This window comes from Siphonobacter aquaeclarae (genome assembly GCF_900103285.1).
GTDB classification, from domain to species: domain Bacteria; phylum Bacteroidota; class Bacteroidia; order Cytophagales; family Spirosomataceae; genus Siphonobacter; species Siphonobacter aquaeclarae.
This window is the reverse complement of sequence record NZ_FNGS01000001.1, coordinates 825828-851447: the sequence shown is the minus strand read 5'-3', so window position 1 is coordinate 851447 and position 25620 is coordinate 825828. Positions and strand designations below refer to the sequence as shown.

Sequence of the window (25620 nt, the reverse complement as noted above, 5' to 3'; positions counted from 1 at the left end):
CAGGCAAGGTTGAAAAACAAGACAAAATTCGCAAGTAAAAAGGATAGAAATCCTCAAAAGAAGGCTTTTGACTATCGCAAGAAAGCAAAACCCCGGGCATTGACCTGCGCGGTTTTGGCCGGAGTCGGCCCGGATTATTCCTGCTGATCGGTCTCTTCCTGCGTCGTTGTTTTCCGATAATCGGCCGGAGTCAGACCAACGATACCCTTAAACTGCCTGTTGAAATAGGAAACACTGTTGAACCCACAGGAGAAGCAGATGTCGGATATATTCCGGTCTGTTTTGCTAAGTAAATGCGTGGCATGGGTGATGCGGACGGTGTTCACAAACTGGGAAAAAGTCTTTTGCGTTCTCCGCTTAAAATACCGGCAAAAAGCTGCGTCCTGCATGCACGACAATGAAGCGGCCTGCTGGGTGGTCAGCTCTTCGCTGAAGTGACTTAATACATATTGATAGACGGCATCGAGCCTGGAATCAGCATGTTGCTTTTTCTGGGAAACCTTCAAAACGGGATCGATGATCGTCATCAGCAGGCGCTTGCTGCTGGCAAGCTGATGCAGCGTATTCATAAAGAAAAGCAGGTTCTGCAAGCCTGCATTCTTCGATTTCAGCATTTCAAACGGAAGGGAAAGAATTTCCCCGCCGACTTGACTGAACTTAATGCCGGCTTCGGCTTGCTTCAGAAGCCCGCTTACAACCCGAAGTTCCGGCAGCAGGGCGAATACTTTTTCGAGCGATCCGTCCCGAAATTGAATGATGATGGAATGTCCGGTCTGACCTGATTCCAGGAAAGCCCGGTCATTGACAAAGTAATGCGGAAAGTCCGGCCCAAACAGGTAGACATCTCCCGAATTGAAATTCATTACCTGATTACCGCCGTAGAACTTTCCCTGGCCTTTGATGATGAACAACAGCTCATATCCCTTGTGGAAGTGAAAGGGGGCAGCAAACTGCGTCGCACGCTCCTGATGAATGGTGAAACTCGCGTTTGCGACAGGCTGTATGTCGCGGAAAATGGTCTTCATGTGATACAAATATGTATATGACGAACCTGTTCGTATCATAAATAAGGTAAATTAAGTGCAGGAAGTAACCAATCAGCGCTTCTTCTTTCCGGACTTTTGATCTGTACCTCGTCACCTAAGCATCGACAAGAGGAACACCGGCGCTTGCCCGGGTAGGTGACAATATTCCGCTCTGCGTATGTGATGAAACGTTAGTTATCGGTATCCCGGAAGAAGAGTTGCTTCGCAGGCGTCGGTCTCCGGGAAATCAGCCGGCGACCGGCAGAACCGAATAGACGGCCTTGTTGGCATTCTGCCATCTGCTGCGTAAATAGTGTGCAAGCATTGGCAAATTCTGTACTTTAGGCCGGCTTGTACTTTTTCTACATTTGTTTGTTGTTTATTCCTGGCGGGTGGTATTCGGAGACGCTGCGTCGCAGCCGGACATCTGTCAGGAGACGCGCGCCTTGTTACCCTATGCTACATCGGAAAATAAGAATGGGGATAATCGGGGGCAGACTTGATGCCGATTACTTGACAAAATCGCCGGAACCGGCTATGGAAAACAAATTAATGAAAAGGATTACGCGGAGCGGCCTGGGCGCCTGCCTGGCAGCGGTTGCAGGCTTTTCCTGGATGGCCGCTGTCCAATCGCCTCAAACAGATCGATACGCTAACTGGACGGAGTATGGAGGCACGCATGAAAACATCAAATACTCCTCACTGGCACAGATAGATACCTCCAATGTCCACCGGCTGAAAGTGGCGTGGATTTATCATTCTGAAAACAGGGATTCGACGAAATTCGGTTCGGCCATGGAAAGCAACCCGATTGTGATCAATGGCGTTCTTTACGTAGCCTCCCCGACTCTGAAGCTATGTGCAGTAGATGCCGCTACCGGCAGGGAAAAGTGGAAATTTGACCCATCCGACCCTCTTCAGAATAAAACCTGGCCGGTACGCGCGAACCATATGTGCCGGGGTGTTTCATACTGGACAGATGGCGCCAACGATCATCGGATTATTTACACGGCAGGTCCGTTTCTTTTTGCCGTAAATGCCCTGACAGGAAAGCTGATTTCTACATTCGGAACAGACGGCGGCGTAGACCTGCGGACCGGTCTCGACAGAGATCCGGGAAAAATGTCCGTCGCGTTAACTTCCCCGGTCAAAATTTACAAAAACACGATCATCACCGGCTGTGGGCAGGGCGGTGACGATACGCCGGGTCATATCCGGGGTTTTGACGTAGTAACGGGGACACAAAAGTGGATTTTTCATACTATTCCCTATCCGGGAGAAAAAGGATTTCATACCTGGAAAGACCCGGAGGCGTATAAAACGAAGGGCTCGACAAATCCCTGGAGCGGTTTCAGTCTGGACGAAAAACGGGGAATTGTATTTACCGGAACGGGGAATCCCACGAACGATTTTTACGGAGGGGGCCGGCTGGGTAACGGACTCTTCGGAAACTGTATTCTGGCTATTGACGCAAATACCGGCAAATTAATCTGGCATTTTCAGACGGTTCACCACGATGTTTGGGACATGGATATTTCCAGTCCTCCCGTCTTGGTAACACTCAACCGGGGTGGAAAAAAAGTAGACGCTATTGTGCAGTCTACCAAAATGGGTTTCCTGTTTGTTCTCGACCGGTTGACAGGAAAGCCGGTATTTCCGATTGATGAAAAGCCGGTTAAAACGAATGGAGCTGTTGCCGGAGAAATTCTCAGCCCGACGCAACCTTTTCCCCGGTTTCCGAAACCCTTTGTCCGGCAGGTGCTCACTGAAAAAGACCTGAACAGGCTCGTGCCCGATTCTTCCTATCAGGATATTAAACGCAGATTCCATTCATACCGGTCGGAGGGTATTTACACGCCGCCATCCGAACGGGGAACGGTCATTTTGCCGGGTTATGATGGTGGCGGTGAATGGGGCGGACCTGCCGTTGACCCCAGGACTAATATACTCTACGTCAATGCAAACGAAATGACCTGGGTGCTTCAACTCGTAAAGGCAAAGCAATCGGAAAAAACAAATAACCTCACTAACAGGGAAGCGGGCCAAACGCTCTATTCACGGACCTGTATTGCTTGCCATGGCCCGGAAAGAAAGGGCGGAGGAGAAGGAGGAATCCCTTCTCTGATCGGGCTGAATAAAAAGTACACGACCACTCAGTTTGTAGAATTTATTTCTTCAGGAAAGGGGCGGATGCCTGGTTTCGGCTATCTCTCGGCAGAGGAGAAGAAGGCGATTGCTTCGCTGATTCTTGAATTGACCGAAGAGCAGGACAAGCCATACAAAGGGCCTTCTCTAACCGATCGCCAACCGGCCGGGCCTGATTACCACAGTACCGGTTATCATAAATTCCTGACGAAGGAAGGGTATCCGGCCATCTCGCCGCCCTGGGGCACAATCAGCGCCATTGACCTGAATACCGGACAATACAAATGGAAAATTCCGTTTGGAGAATTCGAAGAATTAAAGAAAAAAGGAATCCCGGCAACGGGCCGGGAGAACTACGGAGGACCGGTAGTAACCGCAGGAGGATTGCTCTTCATCGGCGCTTCGGCAGATGGAAAATTCAGAGCGATCAATAAGCGGACAGGGAAGATTTTATGGGAATATGACCTGCCTGCTCCCGGAGTCGCTACGCCTGCTGTGTATGCAATTGATGGCAGGCAATACGTCGTGATCTCAGCCGGTGGATCGAAATGGGAAAAGAAGAAGAGCGATGCCTATGTCGCGTTTGCTTTGGATTAAAAAATCAAGTAATGCTATAAAGATAAAGCCAAGAAAATGAAACGGACTTACCTGATGACGAGCCTGTTATGTATAGTATTTTTTACCTCCCGGACTTCTTTCTCTCAGTCACTTGAACACCCGACTGTTGGTAACGTCAGGTTGGGTGTTGCCCTCTATTCGTTCCATAAACAGCCCTTTGAACAGGCCATTAAACAGGCCGGAGAAACGGGCGTTCAATACGTGGAAGGGTTCTCCTTCAGCAATATGGGGCCGGGTTTTGGAAACAAACAGATGATTGATGCGACGGACGGAGAAATAGCAATGGTCCGGAAACTGCTGAAACAGAATGGAGTAAAGATGGTTTCAATGTATGTAGCCAACGGAAAGGATGCTCGTGACTGGAAGCGCATTTTTGACCAGGGAAAGAAATTCGGCGTGACGTATTTTGTGTGCGAGCCGGAAACGAAACACCTCGACAGCATCGACAGTCTTGCTGGTATTTACGGAATCCGGATCGCCATTCATCAGCATGCCAAAGGAGAAAGCGCCTACTGGCATCCTGATTCCGTTCTGGCTGCAATAAAAGGGCACCGTCACATCGGAGCTTGCGGGGATATCGGGCATTGGGTACGCAGCGGCCTTGATCCGGTGGCCTGTATTAAATCCCTTTCCGGCCATATTATCGGCCTTCATATGAAAGACATAAACCAGGCAAAGGAAGACGTGGATCCCGGTACAGGTGCTATCGCGTTCGAGCCACTTTTCCGCGAGCTGAAACACCAGAAATTCGCTGGATACGCGCAAATTGAGTGCGAGCACAACATGACAGACAACTTAAAGGAGGTGAAATCGGCATTTAAATATTACCGGAAAATGATCGGGAAACATTGATTGCCGAAATCGGATGATAGTCAGTCGGTTTTAACCTATTTTATCGGATAAGCGACATCTTTCAAACTCGCTCTTCGGGATGTTCCGCAGGACATCCCGAAGCCAGATAAATCAAATATAAATTTGAAAATAGCCCGCTATACAGAGATGCTTAGCAATTCATTTCAGGAATGCATCTGAGCAGGATGTATGGGTAACGTATCAAGTATACGCGCGAACTTTCTCGTGTCATACTGCCGTAACTATCCATACATTGCTGCAGTTGGGTTAGTATGCAGTATCCGCCAACTCACTGTCCCTCAAAGCAGCAATCCGCTCAAAAAAGGCCTCTGCTTCTGCGAGGTATCTTGCGGCAAAAGTTTCTGAAGGAGCATGCTGATTGATCTGCATGATCCGGTTTCGGAAGTCACCAAGTTCGGGTTGCTCCGGGAAAACAAGTCTGTCAAAGTGCAGGATAATCAGGTGATGGGTATTGGCCGGAAGATCTCGCGTGAGCAGGTGGGCCTTCGCTGCGTGAATCATTCCGCTGTAGCCATAGTAAATCGCATTGACCCAATCCTGCCGGTCGAACGCCTCTCGTGCTTTTTCGAGTTTCACACGAGTTTCGTCGAGAACGATGGCCACCTGATCCACCAGCGCTCCCGCGCACTCCCCGACACCCACAAGGGTTGCATACTGCGTATCTTCTCCCCAGTCGAGGAGAAAATCCTGAGAAAGGACCTCCAACTCGGCAAGCGGTTTCAACAGTGTGTAAAAATACGCTTTGCCTTGTCGGGCAAAGTACGCATGAAACGGTTCCTGGTTTTGGGAATGAGTACGAAAGTCATCCAGAAGCACTCTCAATGCCTGCGGAGTACGTTTGGAAGGCAGTTTGATGACCTTTTCAGCGAGGATTCCGTCGCCGTTTCCCAGAATTGCACCACCCAGCAGCACCTGCATCCCGGGCAGTACGAGCTTTCCCTGCCTGATGGACATCCCGTGAAATCCGATGTCAGCAATTGTATGGTGTCCGCAGGCGTTCATACAGCCTGAAATCTTGATTTTCAACTGCTTTTCGGTGATCATCTGCGGATATTCTTCGGTGAGCATCCGCTCAAGTTCCCGCGCAAGACCCATAGAACTGGCAATACCCAGGTTACAGGTATCGGTACCGGGACAGGCGGTCACATCATGGAGGGTATCGAACCCGGGCCGGGCCAGGGCCAGGTCCTCCAACGCCCGGAACAGCGGAAACAACGCGTGGGCCGGCACGAATTTGAGCAGCAATCCCTGGTTGACAGTCACCCGTACATCGTCTGCTGCAAACGTTCGGATGACCTGCGCCAGGTGGCGCGCCGTGGCAGCCGGCAGGTCACCGTTGGAAATCCGGAGTTGTACGGCAAAATAGCCGGCTTGTTTCTGAGCGAAGACGTTCGTTGACCGCCAGACTTCAAACAGCGATCCGGCAGGAACATCCATACCTGTATACGCGTCCACTTCCGGTGGTACGACAGGCTCTGCCTCCGGCCTATTCACCGGAAAAGATGACCTTCCCAGGGCGAGGCGCTCGCTTTCCACCAGAGCCAAAAAACTGTCGATACCTAGTTCCTGGATCAGGTATTTGAGACGCGCCTTGTGCCGCCGTGTCCGTTCGCCGTAGCGGTCAAAAATCCGGATGCAGGCTTCGGTAAACGGAATCACCTGATCTTCTTCGAGAAAGTCGAGTACGGGAGTGGCCGCGAACGGCTGTGCACCGAGGCCACCGCCCAGCAAAACCCGGAAGCCCAGCTGAGAGCCATTCGTACCGGTCCTGATTTTCGGGATAAACCCCAGGTCATGGATGAAGGTGAAGGCTGTATCTTTTTCGGAAGAAGAAAACGCAATTTTGAATTTCCTTCCCAGGTCCTGGCAGATGGGATTCCGGAGAAAGTAGGAAAACATGGCGTGCACGTACGGCGAAACGTCGAACGGCTCATCGGGGTCTATGCCGGCGATAGCCGAGCCTGTCATATTGCGAATCGTATTCCCGCAGGCTTCCCGCAGTGTGATGCCTGCGTCTTCCAGATCGGCCCACAGCTGGGGCGTATCTTCCAGTTTTACATAGTGCAACTGGATATCCTGCCGGGTGGTGAGGTGCAGGTTCCCATGTCCGTAGGCGTCGGCACAATCGGCGATCCGGATGAGTTGTTCCGGCGTCAGCCTGCCGAACGGGAGTTTGACACGGATCATGTGGACACCGTCCTGACGCTGCCCGTAAATGCCGCGGGTCAGCCGGAACGCGCGGAACCGCTCGTTGTCGAGATCGCCTTTCCGGTAGGCGGAAATAACCTGCCTGAGTTCAAGGATGTCGTGTCGGGCGGCAGGGTCGACACGGTCCGATAATTGAAGTTCCATAGAAGAGTAAGGACGGCCACAACAGGGTGGCCGGAAGAATGCAAAGCTCTTTTATCTTATTAGGTTGCTGCCGCAGATCAGCTCTTTTCCCGCGGAATGATGCGCGGATTCTCCTCATACCTGATGCCGGAAAAGAGATAGATATACAGCACCCGGGCGATCCGGAAATTGAAAGGTGCCAATAGCAGTATCAGGCCGACCGACATACCGATGTACACAAATGGAGAAGGGTCTCCGAAAAACTGGAAGAGGACAATCGCCGTTACAAGCACGATTCCGGTAGAAAGAGCATAACTCACGTACGCAGCTCCCATGAAGAAGCCCGGTTCATTTTCGTATCGCTGACCGCAATGCGGGCAAAATGTGTACATATCCGAAAAGTGCCGTAGCCGGTAGTACGGATATCGGAACAGGTCGCCTTGCCGGCAATGCGGGCACTTTGCCCCCGTCATGGCAGATAATTGACTTCTTTTCATATCACTGATGTTGTTTCCGGAATTCCTCCGGCGTCAGACCGGTCTGCTTCTTGAAGAACTTGGTGAAATAGGAGTTATCGTTAAAGTGAAGGGCGTAGGCGATTTCGGAAATACTCATACCGAAATTGATCAGCAACCGTTTTGCTTCGAGGGCAATGCGGCTACGGATCAGCTCGCCGGCCTGAAGACCGAGATGCTCCTTGCAAAGCGCATTCAGGTGATTTGGGGTGATGTAAAGCATCCGGGCGTATTCCGAAGGACGGTGCAGGGTCAGGAAATGCTGATCGATCAGTTTCCGCAGGTTTTTCAGAATGAGGTAATTATAATGCCCGACGGGCAGCCTGGGAACCGGTTTAACGTAGGTTTCGACTGTCTGAAACAAGCGGAGCAAGAGTACCCGCAGCACGTCTGGCCGGCCTGGCGAATGGTTGAGGAGCTCCTCCAGTTGTCCTTCCACACCGGCAGACGGCGGCAGATCAATGATCCTGGCTACGCCGTCAAAAAAGGGAAAGGTTTCCAGGTAGTCGGGTCGCAGCAGAAAGGACTCAAAAAAAGACGGAGAAAAATTAACGATGAAGCCTTCCGGTGCATCGTCAAACTGCCAGACATGTACCTGTCCGGGTACCATGAAATATATCTGGTTTCGGTGGACGGGAAAATGCTCGAAATCAATCGTATGCGTTCCTGCTCCTCTGGTAAAAAAGAGAAGGTGATAAAACGTATGGCGGTGAAGATGGCACAGGTTGGTATGCTCCCCGAGATACTCACTAAACCGCCGGACCATGATTTCAGAAGACCCCAGGCCGGTTACCGAGCAGATATCCACCATCGGAATGGCATTGTTTTTCATGCGACGGGAGATGAAATACCGGAAGAGATTGTACTGTTTTGCAGCCATGACAAACACGTCGTCATGAGTTGTTGCGGATCCGTCCCGGCAAAAAGCGCCGTTCCCATGCTAACGGCGACAGCGCCGGCACCCATCCATTGGCGGATGCCTTTTTCCGTCGGTTGGATTCCCCCTGAGACAATGGCTTTCAGCTCCGGCATTGGCCCCTTCAGCGTCTTGAGGAATTCAGGCCCGAGCGCATCTGCCGGGAACAGTTTGACGAAATCGGCTCCCTCCTGCACGGCCAGGTAGCATTCGGTCGGGGAAAAAACACCGGGAATCCACGGGATACGCGCTTGTCGGCACAACTCCCCCAAGGGAGGATGGACGATAGGCGAAACCAGAAAGTCGGCACCGGCCCAGATGAATTTGTTAGCCGTGGCAGAATCGAACACGGTGCCGACACCCAATGCCAGATCGGGCAGGTGTTTTTGGACATACATCTTCAATCCGACAAATACCTCATACGCTTTTTCGCCCCGGTTAACAAATTCGAAAACACGTACACCTGCCTGATAGGCCGCCTGCACGGCTTCTATGCAGGCAAGAAGCTCCGGATGGTAAAACACCGGGATCAGTCGGGTAGAAAGCAGTGCGTTGACGGTATGGGAAGAAAGATGAGCAGCCATAATCAGTACAGATTGCCATTCTGACGAATGAGAAGCGTTAAAATTCCTGTCAAAGGTACCCGGACAGTTGCGGGCAGGCAGGAGAGGATTCAGGGGAGTTATGGTACAAATAACAGATGTACTAATGTCCGCCGGACTTCGCCGAAATCTCCTCCTGATTCTGCCGGAGGGAATGGATGATGGCCTCTTGCGCAAGAAGTTCCTGCTCTTCCGGCAGGTTCGATTCCGGCGTTTGGGAGAAGGGAACCGTCTGCGGAATAAAGTCTTCCGAAGCCCCGGGTTTGGAATAGTCATAAGGCCAGCGGTAAACGGCCGGTACGGGTCCTTCCCAGTTCCCGTGTCCGACATTCACAGGCGTTGTCCACTCAAGGGTATTTGACCGCCAGGGATTCTGAGGCGCCCTTTTTCCACGGAAAATGGAATGGAAAAAGTTATAGATAAAAAGGAGTTGTGCCGAGAAAGTAGCGATGGCGGCTATGCTGATAAACTGATTCAGATCGGCAAAAGAACCGTTAAGATCATAAGACGAAAAGGAATAATAGCGACGCGGAAAGCCTGCTATTCCGAGGTAGTGCATCGGCAGAAATACGCAATAGAGCCCAATGAAGGTAATCCAGAAGTGAACATAGCCGAGCGTCCTGTTCATCAGCCGACCATATAATTTAGGAAACCAATGATATACCCCCGCCAGCAAACCCATGAAAGAGGCGGAGCCCATGACCAGGTGGAAATGCGCCACCACGAAATAGGTATCGTGGAGCTGGATGTCAAGGGCCGAATTACCCAGGATAATGCCGGTAATGCCTCCTGCCACAAAGAGCGAGACCATCCCGATGGCGCAGAGCATCGCCGGTGTGAACACGATGTTTCCGCGCCAGAGCGTGGTGATATAGTTGAAACCCTTCACCGCCGAGGGAACCGCGATGATCAGTGTCAGAAACATGAAGATCGAGCCCAGAAAGGGATTCATTCCGGATACGAACATGTGGTGCGCCCAGACGATAAAGGCAAGCAGCGTGATGCCGAGGAGCGAGCCGATCATCGCCCGGTAGCCGAAGATAGGCTTGCGGGCATTTGTCGAAATTACATCCGACGTGATCCCCAGCGCCGGCATGACCACGATGTACACCTCCGGGTGCCCCAGAAACCAGAACAGGTGCTGAAACAAGATGGCGGATCCGCCCTGGTTGGGCAAAGCCTCCCCGCCAATGTATATCTCTGAGATGTAGAAACTGGTACCGAAGCTTCGGTCGAAAATCAGCAGCAGCACCGCAGAAAAGAGAACGGGAAACGACAGGGTTCCCAATACGGCGGTGAGGAAAAAGGACCAGATCGTCAGCGGCATGCGGGTAAAGGACAGTCCCCGCGTACGAAGATTGATGACTGTCGTGATGTAATTCAGACTCCCCATCAGTTGAGACACGATGAACAACGCGATGGAAAAGAGCCACAGCGTCATGCCCAGACCTGAACCTCCCGACGCTGTTGGGAGGGCCGAAAGAGGCGGATAGATCACCCAGCCTCCGGAAGCGGGTCCGGTCGAAATAAAAAGGGAACTCAGCATGATCACGCTCGCCGTCAGAAAAAACCAGTACGAGAGCATGTTGAGGAAGCCTGACGCCATGTCCCTGGCGCCGATCTGCAGGGGGATCAACAAGTTGGAAAAGGTGCCGCTCAGCCCTGCCGTCAGTACGAAGAAAACCATGATGGTGCCGTGAAGCGTGACCATTCCCAGGTAAAATTCCGGTTCAAGTTTACCTTCCGGAGTGATCCATTTCCCCAGCAGCCAGCGTAATCCCTCCAGGTTCAGATCGGGAAATCCGAGTTGCAAACGAAAAAGAATAGATAACAGCCCTCCGATAAACGCCCAGACAATTCCGGTAATCAGATACTGCTTGGCAATCATCTTGTGGTCCTGTGAGAACACATAGGTTGTCAGGAAATTCAGGCGGTGAGGATGAGGCACCTCGTCGGTAAGCGATTCCATACGGATTACGGGTAAGAATGTACGGATCTGCAGGAGCATGTTGCCCAGGCAGGTTTACGACACAAAGTTCTGACCCGGGCCGGAAATGGAGTGGTAGTTTTCGGGGAAGCAGTGGTAGCGAGAGTGGCCAGACTCGTATTTGCTCAAGGAGGCATTGAAGGTTCTATCGAAGCAGTTCCGGAGACTGTGGCATTGGTCCTTCATGCGGGGGCTTGGCGGATCATTTGTTATGTCTGTGAAAAGATTTTTGGTCGTTTCCAAGGATGTTCCGGGGGGCACATGCGGCAAGACAACGAATTAAGGTGCCTACCGTCGGAAGGAAGGATGATTCTCACACGCCTGTTGCTCATCAACGAGAGCAGAGGCGAATGCGAAGAGAATATAGCGATGCTCCATTGTCTTTTTTCAATTCGTTAAGCGATTAGGTAAAGGTGGGAGCAATTGAAAGGAGGCAATTGGCGCAGGCGGGGTATCAGAGTATGTAATATCCCAAGACGCTTCGTGGCCTGATGTAAGTTGTAAGCGTCCCCAAACATATTCGTTGGGGCTGTTCCTGCTGTTGATGATACAGGCCGGGCGAAGGCTTGCTTGCCCCCAAAGGTTGGGTCGTTCGACCTATTTTACAGCGTTGGGACGATTGTCCACCAGTTTGGGATGATTTTCCACCGGCCGGAGCCTCTCGGCTTCTTCCTTTGCGAAGGAATGGAAGGAATCAAATTTTATTTTATCCTTTTCTGGGAAAGTCTGCAGAAAAGCCTTCCGGAGCAAAACGCATTCGTTGCTCTCAATCCCGAATCCTGCTAACTGAAAGTTTTCTATGAGCGCTAAAACTACGTGTAGAGTATTTCCATCTTTCCTCTTGCTATGTGTATGCTGGCTATTGAATGTCGAGGCGTCAGGGCAGCATATCCAGGCAGGCGCGACGATACAGGTAACAGGTTCCGTGGCTGACGAAAAAGGAGAACCGATGCCCGGCGTTTCAATACGGGTGAAGGGGGGTAGCCTGGGTACTGTATCTGATAATAATGGAAAATTCAAATTAGCTGTTCCAGACAGGAGCGCGGTTCTCCTGTTTACATCATTGGGGTATCTGGCAAAGGAAGAACCGGTGGGAGACCGAACCGTTTTCACCATTACCCTCCAGCCTACTGCCAATGAGTTAAAAGATGTTGTTGTCATTGCTTATGGGATAACCTCCCGAAAGGCAGTTTCGAATGCCGTTGCCGGAATCGGTGCAAAGGAAATTGCAGGTAAGCCAATCGCTACTGCAGCCGAAGCGCTTGTTGGCGCCTTGCCCGGCGTGAATGTGCAGCAGGGAACTGGCGAACCAGGAACGCCACCGCAGATTAAGATCCGGGGGATGGGTTCGTTGCGTGCAGGCAACTCGCCGTTGTATGTCATCGACGGCGTACCTATGGTCAACGCAGATAATTTCAGCCAATTAAATCCCGCCGACATTGAAAGCATAGATGTGCTGAAAGACGCGGCGGCGGCGGCCATGTACGGCTCCAGGGGAGGAAACGGTGTCGTACTGGTAACGACAAAGCGTGGGAAACCAGGAAAAGTCAGGTATTCATTCGATGCCTATACCGGTATCCAGCAAGTGTCGAAAAAAATTGATGTGCTCAATAGAGATCAATACATCGATTACGTAAAAGACGCCTTTGTCAACGGAGGAAAACCTGTTCCGCCAATGTTCAATTCGCCGGAAAAATTGGCGGATACCGATTGGCAGGATTTGATTTTCAAAACAGCACCCATGTCGAATTATCAGCTTTCTGTTTCCGGAGCTAATGAGAATATGGATTATTATGTGTCTGGCTACTATATGAATCAAGGCGGTATTCTGCGAAATACGGGATATGAACGCTACGGTGTGCGGTCGAACCTGAACGTCAAATTGAATCCCTGGATGCGATTTGGTATTAATCTTTCCCCTTCGTTTTCCACCACAGATATCCGCCCGGCCGCCGGAACCGTTAACAGTGGTGCTATGAACACCAGCTTTGGCCCCAATCCAGGGCTGGGGGCACCAATAACCTTGGCCAGGCTGCTGCCGCCGATTTTCCCAGCCTACCAGCCCAATGGTGATTATACCAGCATTTACAACTTCGGGCCGTATACTGATCCAGCTAACGCGCAGTTGTTTAACGGGCAAACCTATAGTCCGCTGGCGGTCCTGGACCTGTATAAGGATAAACTGAAATCACTTCGCACCGTTTCGTCAACCTACTTGGAAATCGAACCTATTGCCGGACTGACATTTCGGTCCAGCCTGGGCGTGGAGTTTCTCTTCAACGAACGAAAATGGTTTATTCCCAGTACGTTGATGAATGACGCTAATCCTCTTGCCAATTTATCCAACCCCGTTTTAAGTAATATACGTAGTACAATGGCTAAGGGGAATACCTATAGCTGGACTTGGGAAAATACAGCCAACTACCGGAGGACGCTCGGGGAAGGGCACAACCTCGACGTAATTGCCGGGTATTCCGCCCAAAAGATGACGAGCGAGTTGATCAGTATTTCCTCACGTGCCGGCACGGCCACAAGCCTGCTGGTAGAGTACCCCACCAACTCGACGGGAATCGACGGAACGCCGTCGTATTCGGCCAGCAGCCTCGTGTCTGTTTTCGGGCGGCTCCAATACAATTACAAGTACCGGTATATCCTGTCGGCTGCCGTTCGCCGGGACGGTTCCTCCCGGTTTGGACGGGCCCAGCGGTTTGCGACATTTCCCTCCATTTCGGCAGCATGGGCGATACAGGAAGAGCCTTTCTTCCGGAATCTCATCTCTGCCGACCGGGTCGATGAATTCAAAATCCGGGCCAGTTGGGGAAAAACCGGAAACAACAACATTGGGGATTTTAGCTGGCAGGGATACCAGGTAGTTGATAATGCAATCCTGGGCCCCGGGACGGGTAACCTGGCGGTTGGATACGCACAAGGAAACTTTTTGCTCAACAACCTTACATGGGAAACCAACATTCAGAAAAATTTCGGCCTGGACCTGGGATTGTTCCGCAACAAGCTGGCCTTTACGTTTGAATGGTACGACCGGACAACTAAGAATCTCCTGCTCAGCAAGAACGTCCCGGCGTTGATCGGATTTACGAACTCGGTGCTCACCAATGTCGGCGAAATCCGGAACAGGGGGATCGAACTGGCTGTCAGCACGCGGAATTCGCTGGGAAAAGTGAAATGGAATTCCTCGTTCAATATCTCCTTCAACCGAAACAAAATTCTATCGCTGGTTGATGGCTCGCCGATCATGTATGACGTTGTCAGTTCGCCTGGGTACCAGAATTCAATCCGGGCCGTTGTGGGCGGATCGATCGGCGACTTCTGGGGATACAAGCAGACGGGGGTTTACCGGAATGCCGCCGAAGTGGCAGCAGGCCCGGTTTGGGAAGCTGGCGGATCGGTTCCAGGGGACATCAAATACAGCGATGAGAATAACGATAAGATCATTAATTCCAAAGACATCGTCAAGATCGGTACTGCCTTACCTAAGTTTACCTATGGCTGGCAGAATTCGTTTACCTATGGGAAGCTGGACCTTGCCGTTACTGTCCAGGGGACGTATGGCAACGACATTGCCAATGCTACTGACCGGTATTCCAATACGTTTGTCGGAGGCACGAACGTAACGACAGACGCCCTGAACCGGTGGCGTTCACCCGAGCAACCCGGCAACGGCTGGACCCCCAGGGCTAACAACCCCGGCAATGCAAGTCCGTCATCGTTGTCTCAGTTTTCCACCCGAAACCTGTTTGATGGTTCCTATCTGCGCGTGCGGACCGTAACACTGGGTTACAACCTGACGTCGCTGATTTTCCGGAAGCCCACCCAGCAAAGCGCAAGGGTCTATGCTACAGCCCAGAACCTGTTCACATTCAGCAAGTATCCTGGCTACAACCCAGATGTCAACATGTGGGGAAGTCTTGATCAGCCGCGACTTGGCGTAGATCAGGGCGCCTATCCGCTTGCCAGAACCTTTGTAATAGGGCTTAACCTCGGTTTCTGATTGTTTCTGTTTCCAACTAGTAACGACATGACGTTCAAACATAAACTAACCATTCTTGTTGCCTGCTCGATAGGCCTTGCCTCCTGCAAGGATTCTTTCCTGGATATTGATAATCCAAGCCAGACGCCGACAGCCACCTATTATTCCGATTCGGCAAGCCTTGCCAATGCGGTAACAGGGGCATACGCGGCACTGCAGAGAATTTACGGTTCCTCCGGCTCCGCGGGTATGTATCTCATCGGGGACCTGGCTGCCGACAACGGCTGGTCAGACGCGACTGCTGTTGACGGAGTCGAGCCACTCGTTATCGATGCTACCAACACGAATATCTCGGCGTTGTGGATCGCCCATTATCGTTGCATCCAGCGCTGCAATAATGTTATTGGGAATGCCGGGAAAATTCCAATGGGAGAAGCTGCAAAAAAGCGGTATCTCGGCGAAGTGAAATTTATCCGGGCACTCTGTAATTTCAATCTGGTTAGGATTTGGGGTAAGGTACCACTGGTCGTCAAAGACTTTCAGGATCCTTCCGACGCTTATGTAGACGGGCGAAATGCCGTAGAGGACGTTTACAGCCAGATCAATGCAGATCTGACCGACGCCAATGGCGTTCTTCCCAATTACTATGCAGCGAATTCGGCCGGATTGGGAAGAGCCACCAGGGCGGCTGTACTTGCACTGTGGGGCGAGGTGCTGCTGACGCAGAAAAACCATGAGCAGGCGCGTATCAAACTGAAAGAGCTTGTCGAAAACGAATCAGATTTCGGGGTGGCGTTGCTCACCGACTATGCCTCCATTTTCTCTACGTCGAACAAGATGAACAGGGAAATTATTTTCGCTATCCGCTATAAGCAGGGCATCAATTCAAACGGTGCAACTGAAGGAAGTCCATTTAATAACTGGTTCATGCCGCAGGCGAGCGACAATGTCCTGACTTCGGCCGGCGCCGGCTATTACTACAATCTGGTTCACTCCGATCTTAGTGATGCCTTCGAGCAGGGGGATCTGCGCAAAGATGCTTCCGTCGGCTCGTTCTTCGGCGCCGGAAGAACCCAGTTATATACGAAGAAGTTTATTAATTCTGGCGCGATGGTGGTCTTTGACGGAAACAACGACTGGATCGTAAGTCGTTACGCGGACGTACTGCTTCAGTACGCCGAGGCGCTCAACGAAGCAGGGCAAACTGCAGATGCCGGTAGAATTGTAAACAGAGTTCGTAAAAGAGCCGGTTTGAACGAAGTAGCGGTGTCCTCTCAGTCGGACATGCGCCTGCTGCTCGAGAAAGAAAGACGCCTGGAACTGAACATGGAGGGGCATAGGTGGTTTGACCTGAAACGAACAGATCGTCTTCTGCCGGTTGTCGGTGCCTACCTGTCCAAATACAAGATACGTCCGAACGGAAAACCGCTGGAAGCTTTCCGGGAGCTGTTTCCTATCCCGCTGACCGAAACGCAGGTTAACCCGAAACTTTTACCCAATAACGACGGATATTGATCTACAGAAAGCAAACCCGTTTTGCGCGCTGTGAAGGATGTTTTTATGAAAATTTTCTATGTGCTCCCGCTCGTTTTTTTGCATCAGTCTCTTTTGGCGAAAACCGTCCCGATTGAACGGCGGGACGATGGATTTCGGATACAGATCGGCGCTGTCAGCACCGAAGTTCATTTTCTGACGGACCATATTGCCCGCGTGCGTCGATATCCAGGGGCAGCGCCCCTTTCAACGGAAAAGAGCCTGGTCGTACGCTTAGCAGAGAAAGCTGCGTTGAAAATCCGTTTACAGGAAACGCGCGATTACCTCCTGGCGTTTTCACCTACCCTTAAAGTGAAGCTGAACAAAGCAAACGGACAACTTCGGTTTTTTGACGGACAGGGGAAACTACTGCTGGCGGAAATAGCCGATAAAGATCCATTCATACCCACCGACGACGATGGGCGTACCAGCTACCGCATTTCTCAGTCCTATTTGCTGGCGCCGGATGAAGCCATATATGGTCTGGGTCAGCATCAGAATGGAAAGATGAACCAGCGCCATCAGCGACTCCTGCTGAAGCAAAAGAACATGGAAATAGCCATTCCTTTTTTTCAATCTACTAAAGGATATGGTCTTTACTGGGATAATTATTCAGGCACTGTTTTTCAGGATAGTCTGGGCAGAGCTGCTTTCACGTCCGAAATAGGGGATAACATCGACTATTACTTTCTGGCAGGAAATAAGCCGGATGACGTTGTCCGAAGGTATCGGGAGCTGACAGGGCACGTACCAATGCTGCCACTTTGGAGTTTTGGCTACCTCCAGAGCAGGGAGCGCTACAGAAGCCAGGAAGAATTGATAGCGGTAGTCGGCCGGTACCGCCAGCTTGGTGTCCCGCTGGATGGCATCATACAGGACTGGCAGTACTGGGGAGAAGATAAGCTTGACTGGAATGGAGCTGCATTTAATCACCCCAGGTTTCCTGAGCCGAAAAAGATGATTGACCGTGTGCACAAACAGCATGCGCGCCTGCTGATCTCCGTATGGCCTTCGTTCGGCAGTCATACATCGATCTACCGCGAGCTTGAAAAAGGAAAGATGCTGTATCCTTTCCTGACCTATCCGGTTTCTCCGCAAGTGAAAGTGTATGATGCCTTTCATCCGGAAGCCCGGAAAATCTATTGGAAATACCTGAACGACAACCTGTTTTCGGCAGGTATAGATGGCTGGTGGCTTGACGCGACTGAACCTGTTCAGAAGGAAGTCAGTACGGCTGTCCAAAACGGACCGGAGCTGGCCTACAAAGACAGGATAGACAGCCCGGCAGGCATCTCCACCTACCTGGGAAGCTTCCGGCGGATGGGCAATGCCTTTCCCCTGATGACAGTTGAAGGCGTGTATGAGGGGCAAAGGGGTAGTTCCGGTGTATCCAAGCGCCCGCTGATCCTGACCAGATCTGCGTTTGCCGGCCAGCAACGGACCGGCAGTGTACTCTGGTCCGGAGATATTCAGGCAAGCTGGCTAACGCTGAAAAAACAGGTTCCCCTGGGGTTGAATCTTTCGCTTACGGGCATGCCCTACTGGAATTCCGATATTGGAGGGTTCTTTACATCAAAGAATTATCCGGAAGGCATAAGGGACCCCACGTATGCAGAGTTGTATATCCGTTGGCTCCAGTTTGCGGTATTTACGGGTATGATGCGGTCTCATGGCACAAATACGCCGAGGGAAATCTACCAATTTGGCCAGCCGGGCGACCTTGTCTTCGACATCCTTCGCAAATACATCGGTCTTCGTTACAGGCTGCTTCCCTACATCTATTCTTCAGCCTGGTCGGTGAGCTCACAAGCATTGTCTTTGATGCGACCGCTGGTGATGGCGTATCCTGAAGACCGGAACGGATGGGAGCTGGGAACGGAATATCTTTTCGGGCCTTCGCTGCTCGTTGCCCCTGTAACAGACTCTTTGTTTGCTCGCGGAGCGACGGCTTTGGATTTAAAAAGAACCCTTCCGAAAGAAGTCTACCTGCCTCATGGAGAGTGGATTGATTTCTGGACAAACAGACGATTAACCGGTGGGAAAAAGATTATCAGGCACGTTAGCCTGGACGAGATACCGGTATTTGTGAAGGCGGGTTCTATTGTCCCGTTTGCAGAAGAAGCACCCTATGCGTCTATAAAGCATTTTCAATCGATGGAAATCCGGGTTTACCCTGGTCGGAATACGTCTTATGTTTTGTACGAAGACGAGGGCGACGGCTTCGACTACCTCAAAGGTGGATATTCGCTTATCCGCTTTACCTGGAACGAGGCACGGAAGGAATTGCTTATCGGTGACCGGACCGGGGATTTTAACAGCATGGTGCCCGAAAGGCAATTTAAGATCTCAATCAAAGGAACAAATCTTCCTTCCAAGACAATCCGGTATAACGGAACAGCTCAGGTTGTTGCTTTTAAGTAAATTTTTGCCTGAAAATAGCTATATAGAGGCGATATTTCTATATCTACTCAAGCCGGGTTGGCGGATATGTCAATCCGGTTTTTTCGCTTAAAAAGGAAACTGATTCGGACATTGGCTACGGGCAGTTTCGCATGAAGGTACTAGGGGTGCCCGGTTATGAATTGGAGAAAGATTCTGCTCGTCCTCGTGTCGGTGGCTTGGTTGGAGCTGACAGGCTATGGTTTTGCCTTGGGTTACGGAAGGATTTCTTTCAGACGTATAGGATTGACCGATGGACTTAAACAGACGGCCATATCTGCCATTGCCCAGGACAAACAAGGGTTTATGTGGATCGGCACTTGGAAAGGCCTCCTTCTTTACGACGGATATGAATTCAAAGAGATGGCGCTTCCATACGCCCGGGGATCGAAAAGACCGGATGATCATATTACCCACTTAACTGTAGACAGCAAAAACCGGGTATGGATTGCCACTTATCAGGATTTGTATCTATACGATCCATTGGTTAATCAGATACGACGTGTCCTTTTAAAAGGGAAAGACCGGCTTTTGATCACCTCGGTTTTTGAAGATCGTAACGGTTACGTGTTTTTGGTAACCCCGGTGGTGCTGTACCGGATTGACGGTTTTTTCCACCATCGGACCATACCTGTGAAAGCAGGCATCGGACTTCCCCGGATCAACTGCGCCCTTCAGGATGTCTCTGGCCGTGTCTGGCTGGGCACAAACAAGGGTGTCTGGTGTTTTGAGTCCTCGAGTAGCCGTTTCTGGCCACTTGTAGTAAAAGCAGGCACTCTGGAGGAAAAAATAACCGCTATCGGTAAAGATAGCCGCGGAAACTTGTGGTTGGGTTCCGAAAAAAAAGGCGTCCTGAAGTGGGATGCAACATCCGGGAAAGTTATCCGCTATCAGGTAACGAACAGTCCGCTACCCTCTAACTGGATCAGACGGATATTAACAGAAGGGGATCACGTATGGATTGGTACCCGAGATGGGCTGAGCGTTGTACATGTTACGGACGGGTCATTTACCAATTATGTCCATCATAGTGAGGATCCGACCTCCCTGTCGGACAATAAGGTCTGGTCCCTTTTTCAAGACCGGGATTCGGGGATATGGGTAGGTACTTTCAGTAGAGGTTTGAATCTCTTTCATCCGGTTAACGCAAGGTTTCTCAACCTCCAAGCCCGTGTCGGGAACGGTCCGGGACTTCGATATCCAATTGTTCATGCGCTGCTTGAAGACCGGAAGGGATATTGGGCGGGAACGTTTGGCGGAGGGCTGAACTTTATCGATTCAACTTTCAGCAAAATCGATGATTATGATTTAAAAAAAGGCGCGAATACCTTCTCGAATGAAGTAAAAACTATCGTTATGGGCCCAGATCAGTCAATCTGGGCGGGAACGACCAACGGTTTGATTGCTCTCGATAAAACCCGAAGGCCTTTTGGCGCCCGTTTGCTGGAATTAGGAAAGGAATCCGGAGGGGCGGGTCTGATTAATATTCTTCTTGTAGAGGATCGGGGAATTTGGGTTGGAACGAGCAATCTCGGATTGATTTTTCTTCAAACGAATGGGACGCGAAATAAAAATGATTTTGCTGAGCGACGGACGGCCGTGACCAGTAACATCACGTCGTTACTTGAAGCCGGGGCAAATGGCCTGCTCGTAGGTACAACAGAGGGACTCTTTCACTATGATAAAGCGGAGAACAGAATTATCAGGAAAATACCCATAAAAGGGACGACTGATCTGACAGATGCATGGATTTCGACCCTCTACCGAGACTCCCGGCGACGTATTTGGATCGGAACAGAAAGAGACGGTCTTTTTTATTACGATACGCTGAGCGGTAACTGTTTTGGATTGCAGGACGCTATTTCGGACAAGGTGATTCATACCGTTCTGGAGGAAAGCCTCAATGGCTACTGGGTCAGTACTGATGACGGAATTTTTAATCTTCGGTTTCGACGGTTTTTGCCGCCGTTTGCCCCGGAAGACCGAGAAGTTCGGCATTATAGCATTAGAGATGGCTTGGCGAGTAACCAGTTCTTATCCAATTCCGGGCTGCGCGACCGGAAAGGCCGTCTGCTTTTCGGGGGAATGAACGGGATTTTGGTCTTTAATCCGGCAACGCTACAACCCGATAGACAAGCCCGCAGGGTGGTGCTGACGGCGATTCTCGCCAATAATCAGCCGGTTCAGGGGGAGGAGAACCTATCTGGAGAAATTGACAGAATCCGTCTCTCGTATCAGCAATCTCACGTATCCATCAGGTTCTCTTCTCTTACTTACCGGGATATTTCGGGAACGCGTTATTGCTACCGATTGATCGGAAACGGTGGATATGAAGAATGGATTCCAACAACTGCAAATGCTGTAACATTTCATGGATTGCAGCCTGGCGAGTATCTATTCGAAGTAACGACGGTAACGCCAAATGGAAAGCGGTCGGATCAAATCCGGAAACTGATTATACGTATTACCCCGCCGTTTTGGAAAACCGGCTGGGCCTATGGGCTCTATGTTTTGTTGACAGGGCTGCTGGTTTTTCTGATTGTTCGCTATTTTACCACAAGAGCCAGTCTCGTACAGCAGCAGCGGGCTTACCAGTCAAAAGTGGATTTTTTTACAAACATATCGCACGAAATCCGCACGCCGTTGTCGCTTATGGTCGGGCCCCTGGACAATGCGCTTTCGGCAACAACCGGACAAGGAACAGTTACCCGCAACCTGCTTCTGGTTCGGGAAAACACGAATCGCCTGCTCCGGCTGATCAACGAATTGCTGGACTTCCGAAAAATGGAGGAGGGAAAAATGAAGTTATACCTTTCCGTATCGGATATTATTGCGCTCGCTGAAGAAGTGTTTGTTTCCTTTGAACACCTTGCCGTTGAAAAAGACATCCGGTATCATTTTCTTCATCAAGATGCAGCTGTATGCTGCGATTTTGACCGACAGAAAATGGAAAAGGTATTCTTTAATCTGTTGTCAAACGCGATTAAGTTTACGCCAAGGGGAGGGGAAATTACACTCGCAGTCAACAGGGAAAAGATATCCGACGGAAGATTTGCTGTCAATATCGAAGTCGGTAATACCGGTGAAGGCGTCTCTGAAAATAATCTTCGACGCGTGTTCCATAATTTCTTTCAAACCGACATTGTCGCAGAAACCGGCCAGGGAACGGGCATTGGCCTAAGCTATACCCGTTCTATCGTCCTTTTGCATGGCGGTTCCATTTCCGTCAGCAGCCGGCAAAAAAACCTGGAAAGCGAGGGATATACCTCTTTTCAGGTGTCTATTCCGGTTTCGGATGCTGCTCTCGGATTGTCCGGAGAAGTGGCGCCCCCTGGGAAGACAGCAGTGTTGCCAGGCGAGCTTTTCAGAACAAAGCATTCTACGGAGAACAAGGCAGGTCTCGGAAAGGGGAAATATCGCATTCTGGTTGTAGAGGATCATCAGGAACTCAGGGAATATTTGCTGGAGACATTTAGCCAGGAGTATATTGTTTCCGGTGCAATGGATGGCACGTCAGGTTTCGATTATGCCACCAGAGAAATTCCGGACCTGATCATTAGTGATTTGATTATGCCAGGTGAAAACGGATTAGAGTTTTGTCGCCGGATCAAGCGGGATACCCGGACTAACCATATTCCTTTCCTTTTATTGACTGCCAGCACGATTTACTCTCACCAACTTCACGGTTTTGAGAATGGCGCCGATGCTTATATAACCAAACCATTTACACCTGACCTGCTCTTGCTGCAGGTCCGAAACATACTCGCTTCCAGGGACCTTATTCGGAAAAAAAACTTTGCAGACATTTTGAGTCCTTCAGGCGATAGGGATCCGGCTCCATCTGCTGACAGTGTTTTCTTGAAGAAACTGATTGATTTCATTGAAGCGAACATCGGTAATCCGGCTATTAACGTCGATATGATTGCTAGGGAAATGCTGATGTCGCGCACGGTACTTTACAGGAAGGTGGCTGCATTAACGGATTCTTCGATCCTGGATCTTGTTAAAATAGCGCGGTTGAAAAAGGCTGAATCACTGTTGAAAATTTCCGGAAAAACAATTTCCGAAATCGCTTATGAAGTAGGATTCAATGATAATAAGTACTTCAGTAAAGAATTTAAAAAATTCTTTCACATAAATCCATCGGATTATGCTGCCGCTAATCGGCCGAGACGGGAGCAAAAAAATAATATGTGAAAATTTATAGAAATACCACCCCGTTTTTCGGAGTGAAATCCAATTCTTGCAAGACTTTTGAGTAGGATTTTTCGAGATTTCTCTATTTGTCTTTATTCCTGAAGCAGCTGTAGGTTGAAAATATGCAGCAGGGAAGATATCAAACCTGCTTGGCGGATGGCTCAGAGAGAGTCTTTGGGGTTAACGCGAACATAAAAAAATAGCCATCGGCGTTTAATACATTCGCTATTAAGTATTGGTCAAAAGCGTTATTGAATACAATCTCTATGGTCATTCGCGAAAGTATAGTTGAAGACATTGCTCAGATTCAGGTCGTGCGTAATGCTGTACAAGAAAATAGGTTGTCCGATCCCGGACTTGTTACGGACGCGGATTGCGGGGAGTATTTAACGGAGAGGGGGAGAGGTTGGGTATGTGAAACAGGCCCCCGGATCGTTGGATTTTGCATCGTTGATGTAAAGGGGCACAATATTTGGGCTTTGTTTGTCCATCCCGATTATGAGAGGCGTGGAATCGGCAGGAGGCTGCATGATGTAATGCTGGACTGGTATTTTGAACTGACGTCGACACCCGTTTGGCTAGGAACGGCTCCGCATACTCGGGCCGAGGAGTTCTATAGAAGGGCTGGATGGAGAGAAATTGGCCGGCATGGCGCAGGGGAGATAAAATTTGAAATGAGCTTCGATGATTGGCAGAAGAGAAGAGCTGAGGTCGAATAGAAAAAGCGAAAATAACGTCATTAGAAAAGTCTTCATTTTTCGCGGCCGGAGTATCGGAACTGTGCTAGTAGCAAAGAATAGCAAGGATCTCGACCAAAAGGCCAGTCGGCCCAGACTGGTTTCAACGCTGTATTCGCTGCCCGGTTGCCGGAGCAGGGTTTTCAGCGACACGGGCGAGGAAGGCATCCCCGGAAGGCCAGGGCCGTTATTACCTTTAACATACCCCGGGAACTTGAGATATATAAAAGCTCTTTGATACTTAGATTGAGGCAATTAATCTAATTTTGTTAGCCTCCCACGAACGAAAAAAGGTGTCATCAGGCACCTTTTTTCGTTCGTTAAGATCATTAGTGTATCATTTACGCGTAAAGATGAGCAACAGTGTTTTTTCTGACATAAATGCAGTACGACCAATGAGTTGAGCTGATTGGGTCCTTTTCCAACCACGCCCAGGCCTGCTGCTGCAATGAGTATTTTGTACGGCAAATAACACCCCGCGCTGGCCCTAAAAGCGACGATTGTACTGAGAAACAGAAGAATGACCCGTAACAGCATAGCTTCAACCCGATTTAATTATTTGTCCATACAACAGTGGGGACCGTCGGTTATGCTGAGGGTATTTTTGTGCCGGCAGTACTTCCAGTCAGCCGGTGAGCAAAAGTGAAAATGAATCTGGAAGAAATTTGAAATAACCGGAGGCAGGAAGAGATGCGACACCAGCGCATACACGTGCGTCACCGGCGCGGAAGAATTCTGTTCAAACCGGAAGAGGCGCCTGGATGCAGCAGACAGGAAAGAGCGGGTCGCCTTTCAACATAAAGGAACAAAGGCCTAAGTGCTTACACCGGTCGGCCGGCAAGACTGTTTTGGGTCCCGGCGAATCGTGAAGAGGCAAGAAGGGGCATCGGGGAACACAAAAGCGGTCAAACCCGCCTTGCCAGATTCAACCCCCTTTGTTTGGTTCGTTCCTTTTTCAGGAACAGCCGTAGCTGGCGACCTGGCTATTCTTCGTTGAAAAGAACCCGGGAAAGAGCCTGGGTGACAGTTTCATGCAGGCGCATCGTTTGCTAAAGGCCAGCTGAACGAAGGCCCGATCATTGAGTTGGTTTTTCTTTATCAACCTGGTAACTTCGGGAAGGGGAATTGGTATTCGCAACGCTTCCCCGGCAAAAAAGGACCTTCCGTATTCATCTGGTACCATTTTGCTGCGCGACCACCCCGCCGAAAAATACCACCTTCCAACCTTTCAGACAGTCTATGTGTCAAGCAGTTGAATTCGCTCTCTACCTATGAAAAAGTGGTACCTCCTCTGCCTGATTGCCATTGGCTTCGCCTGTTCGAAGAACAAGGAAATCATACCCAAACCGACTAGCCTGGTCGGCAAATGGAAACTCTCCGATATTTACGGCAACGAATACTGGGGCGGCCCGCTGCACTGGAAAAAGCCGACCGCATCCATTGAAATCGAGTTCAAGGCCAATGGTGAGTATTACCGCAGCCCGACCGACGGTTCCGTACCCGAACTGAAAGGTACTTACCGGGTGCTGTCCGACAGCACGCTGGAAATTACCCAGAAGGTACCGGCGAATCCCGACTATCCTTCTTATAAACTGGATTACAAGTTTGAGGATGGGGGTTACCTCACCTGGGGCATATTCGGTTACGAAGGCGTTGTCGAAGAGCGCTTCCGAAAAGAAACCAACTACTAGGCCGGTCGTATGAGACCGGCCTT

General features: G+C 50.4%; 14 protein-coding genes. 8 read left to right on the top strand and 6 right to left on the bottom strand.

All coding sequences use genetic code 11. The features are described 5' to 3' along the window. Positions 1-134 precede the first annotated feature (134 nt). Positions 135-1025, bottom strand: a complete 891-nt coding sequence (locus tag BLR09_RS03115; RefSeq protein WP_176785430.1) for an AraC family transcriptional regulator — start codon at positions 1023-1025, stop codon at positions 135-137. Between the two features lie 552 nt (positions 1026-1577). Between BLR09_RS03115 and BLR09_RS03110 the strand changes: the two genes are divergently transcribed. Both BLR09_RS03110 and BLR09_RS03105 read left to right on the top strand, forming a co-directional pair. Next, complete coding sequence (locus tag BLR09_RS03110; RefSeq protein ID WP_218126585.1) at positions 1578-3767, top strand: outer membrane protein assembly factor BamB family protein; 2190 nt, start codon at positions 1578-1580, stop codon at positions 3765-3767. Positions 3768-3803: 36 nt separating this feature from the next. Continuing rightward, a complete protein-coding gene (locus tag BLR09_RS03105) occupies positions 3804-4640 on the top strand; it encodes a sugar phosphate isomerase/epimerase family protein (RefSeq protein WP_093197554.1) in 837 nt (278 codons plus the stop codon). A 267-nt stretch (positions 4641-4907) separates the two neighbouring features. Here the strand turns inward: BLR09_RS03105 and BLR09_RS03100 are convergent, their stop codons facing one another. The 5 genes from BLR09_RS03100 to BLR09_RS03080 all read right to left on the bottom strand — a co-directional run bounded on the left by BLR09_RS03100 (position 4908) and on the right by BLR09_RS03080 (position 10994). After that, positions 4908-7013 (bottom strand): nitrite/sulfite reductase, encoded by a 2106-nt coding sequence (locus BLR09_RS03100; protein ID WP_093197551.1) that lies wholly within the window; start codon positions 7011-7013, stop codon positions 4908-4910. Between the two features lie 77 nt (positions 7014-7090). Beyond that, positions 7091-7489 (bottom strand): DUF983 domain-containing protein, encoded by a 399-nt coding sequence (locus BLR09_RS03095; protein WP_245689861.1) that lies wholly within the window; start codon positions 7487-7489, stop codon positions 7091-7093. Position 7490: 1 nt separating this feature from the next. Next, positions 7491-8387, bottom strand: a complete 897-nt coding sequence (locus BLR09_RS03090; protein WP_245689860.1) for a helix-turn-helix domain-containing protein — start codon at positions 8385-8387, stop codon at positions 7491-7493. Continuing rightward, a complete protein-coding gene (locus BLR09_RS03085; protein ID WP_093197543.1) occupies positions 8336-9007 on the bottom strand; it encodes a beta/alpha barrel domain-containing protein in 672 nt (223 codons plus the stop codon). Before BLR09_RS03085 ends, BLR09_RS03090 begins: the two co-directional genes overlap by 52 nt. A gap of 121 nt (positions 9008-9128) precedes the next feature. Further along, complete coding sequence (locus BLR09_RS03080) at positions 9129-10994, bottom strand: cytochrome c oxidase subunit I (RefSeq protein ID WP_093197860.1); 1866 nt, start codon at positions 10992-10994, stop codon at positions 9129-9131. 817 nt (positions 10995-11811) lie between these two features. On the opposite strand from BLR09_RS03080, the gene BLR09_RS03075 reads away from it, so the two are divergent. The 6 genes from BLR09_RS03075 (at position 11812) to BLR09_RS03045 (ending at position 25597) form a co-directional block, all read left to right on the top strand. Beyond that, on the top strand, positions 11812-15021 hold the full coding sequence (locus tag BLR09_RS03075; protein WP_093197541.1) for a SusC/RagA family TonB-linked outer membrane protein: 3210 nt from the start codon (positions 11812-11814) through the stop codon (positions 15019-15021). Between the two features lie 27 nt (positions 15022-15048). Continuing rightward, positions 15049-16515, top strand: coding sequence for a RagB/SusD family nutrient uptake outer membrane protein (locus BLR09_RS03070; RefSeq protein ID WP_093197538.1), 1467 nt, complete (start codon positions 15049-15051; stop codon positions 16513-16515). Positions 16516-16608: 93 nt separating this feature from the next. Next, on the top strand, positions 16609-18954 hold the full coding sequence (locus BLR09_RS03065; RefSeq protein WP_218126584.1) for a glycoside hydrolase family 31 protein: 2346 nt from the start codon (positions 16609-16611) through the stop codon (positions 18952-18954). A 156-nt stretch (positions 18955-19110) separates the two neighbouring features. Continuing rightward, positions 19111-23169, top strand: coding sequence for a hybrid sensor histidine kinase/response regulator transcription factor (locus BLR09_RS03060; protein ID WP_093197532.1), 4059 nt, complete (start codon positions 19111-19113; stop codon positions 23167-23169). A 266-nt stretch (positions 23170-23435) separates the two neighbouring features. After that, positions 23436-23888: a GNAT family N-acetyltransferase gene (locus BLR09_RS03055; protein ID WP_093197529.1), complete on the top strand. Its 453-nt coding sequence runs from the start codon at positions 23436-23438 to the stop codon at positions 23886-23888. A gap of 1289 nt (positions 23889-25177) precedes the next feature. Then, positions 25178-25597 (top strand): hypothetical protein, encoded by a 420-nt coding sequence (locus tag BLR09_RS03045; protein WP_093197525.1) that lies wholly within the window; start codon positions 25178-25180, stop codon positions 25595-25597. Positions 25598-25620: the final 23 nt, after the last annotated feature.

Bases quoted from the DNA above. Each gene is read 5' to 3' on its own strand.
- BLR09_RS03045 (WP_093197525.1), top strand. From the start codon at position 25,178: ATGAAAAAGTGGTACCTCCTCTGCCTGATTGCCATTGGCTTCGCCTGT.
- BLR09_RS03110 (WP_218126585.1), top strand. From the start codon at position 1,578: ATGAAAAGGATTACGCGGAGCGGCCTGGGCGCCTGCCTGGCAGCGGTT.
- BLR09_RS03075 (WP_093197541.1), top strand. From the start codon at position 11,812: ATGAGCGCTAAAACTACGTGTAGAGTATTTCCATCTTTCCTCTTGCTA.
- BLR09_RS03115 (WP_176785430.1), bottom strand. From the start codon at position 1,025: ATGAAGACCATTTTCCGCGACATACAGCCTGTCGCAAACGCGAGTTTC.
- BLR09_RS03055 (WP_093197529.1), top strand. From the start codon at position 23,436: ATGGTCATTCGCGAAAGTATAGTTGAAGACATTGCTCAGATTCAGGTC.
- BLR09_RS03090 (WP_245689860.1), bottom strand. From the start codon at position 8,387: ATGGCTGCAAAACAGTACAATCTCTTCCGGTATTTCATCTCCCGTCGC.
- BLR09_RS03070 (WP_093197538.1), top strand. From the start codon at position 15,049: ATGACGTTCAAACATAAACTAACCATTCTTGTTGCCTGCTCGATAGGC.
- BLR09_RS03080 (WP_093197860.1), bottom strand. From the start codon at position 10,994: ATGGAATCGCTTACCGACGAGGTGCCTCATCCTCACCGCCTGAATTTC.
- BLR09_RS03060 (WP_093197532.1), top strand. From the start codon at position 19,111: ATGAATTGGAGAAAGATTCTGCTCGTCCTCGTGTCGGTGGCTTGGTTG.
- BLR09_RS03100 (WP_093197551.1), bottom strand. From the start codon at position 7,013: ATGGAACTTCAATTATCGGACCGTGTCGACCCTGCCGCCCGACACGAC.
- BLR09_RS03085 (WP_093197543.1), bottom strand. From the start codon at position 9,007: ATGGCTGCTCATCTTTCTTCCCATACCGTCAACGCACTGCTTTCTACC.
- BLR09_RS03105 (WP_093197554.1), top strand. From the start codon at position 3,804: ATGAAACGGACTTACCTGATGACGAGCCTGTTATGTATAGTATTTTTT.
- BLR09_RS03095 (WP_245689861.1), bottom strand. From the start codon at position 7,489: ATGAAAAGAAGTCAATTATCTGCCATGACGGGGGCAAAGTGCCCGCAT.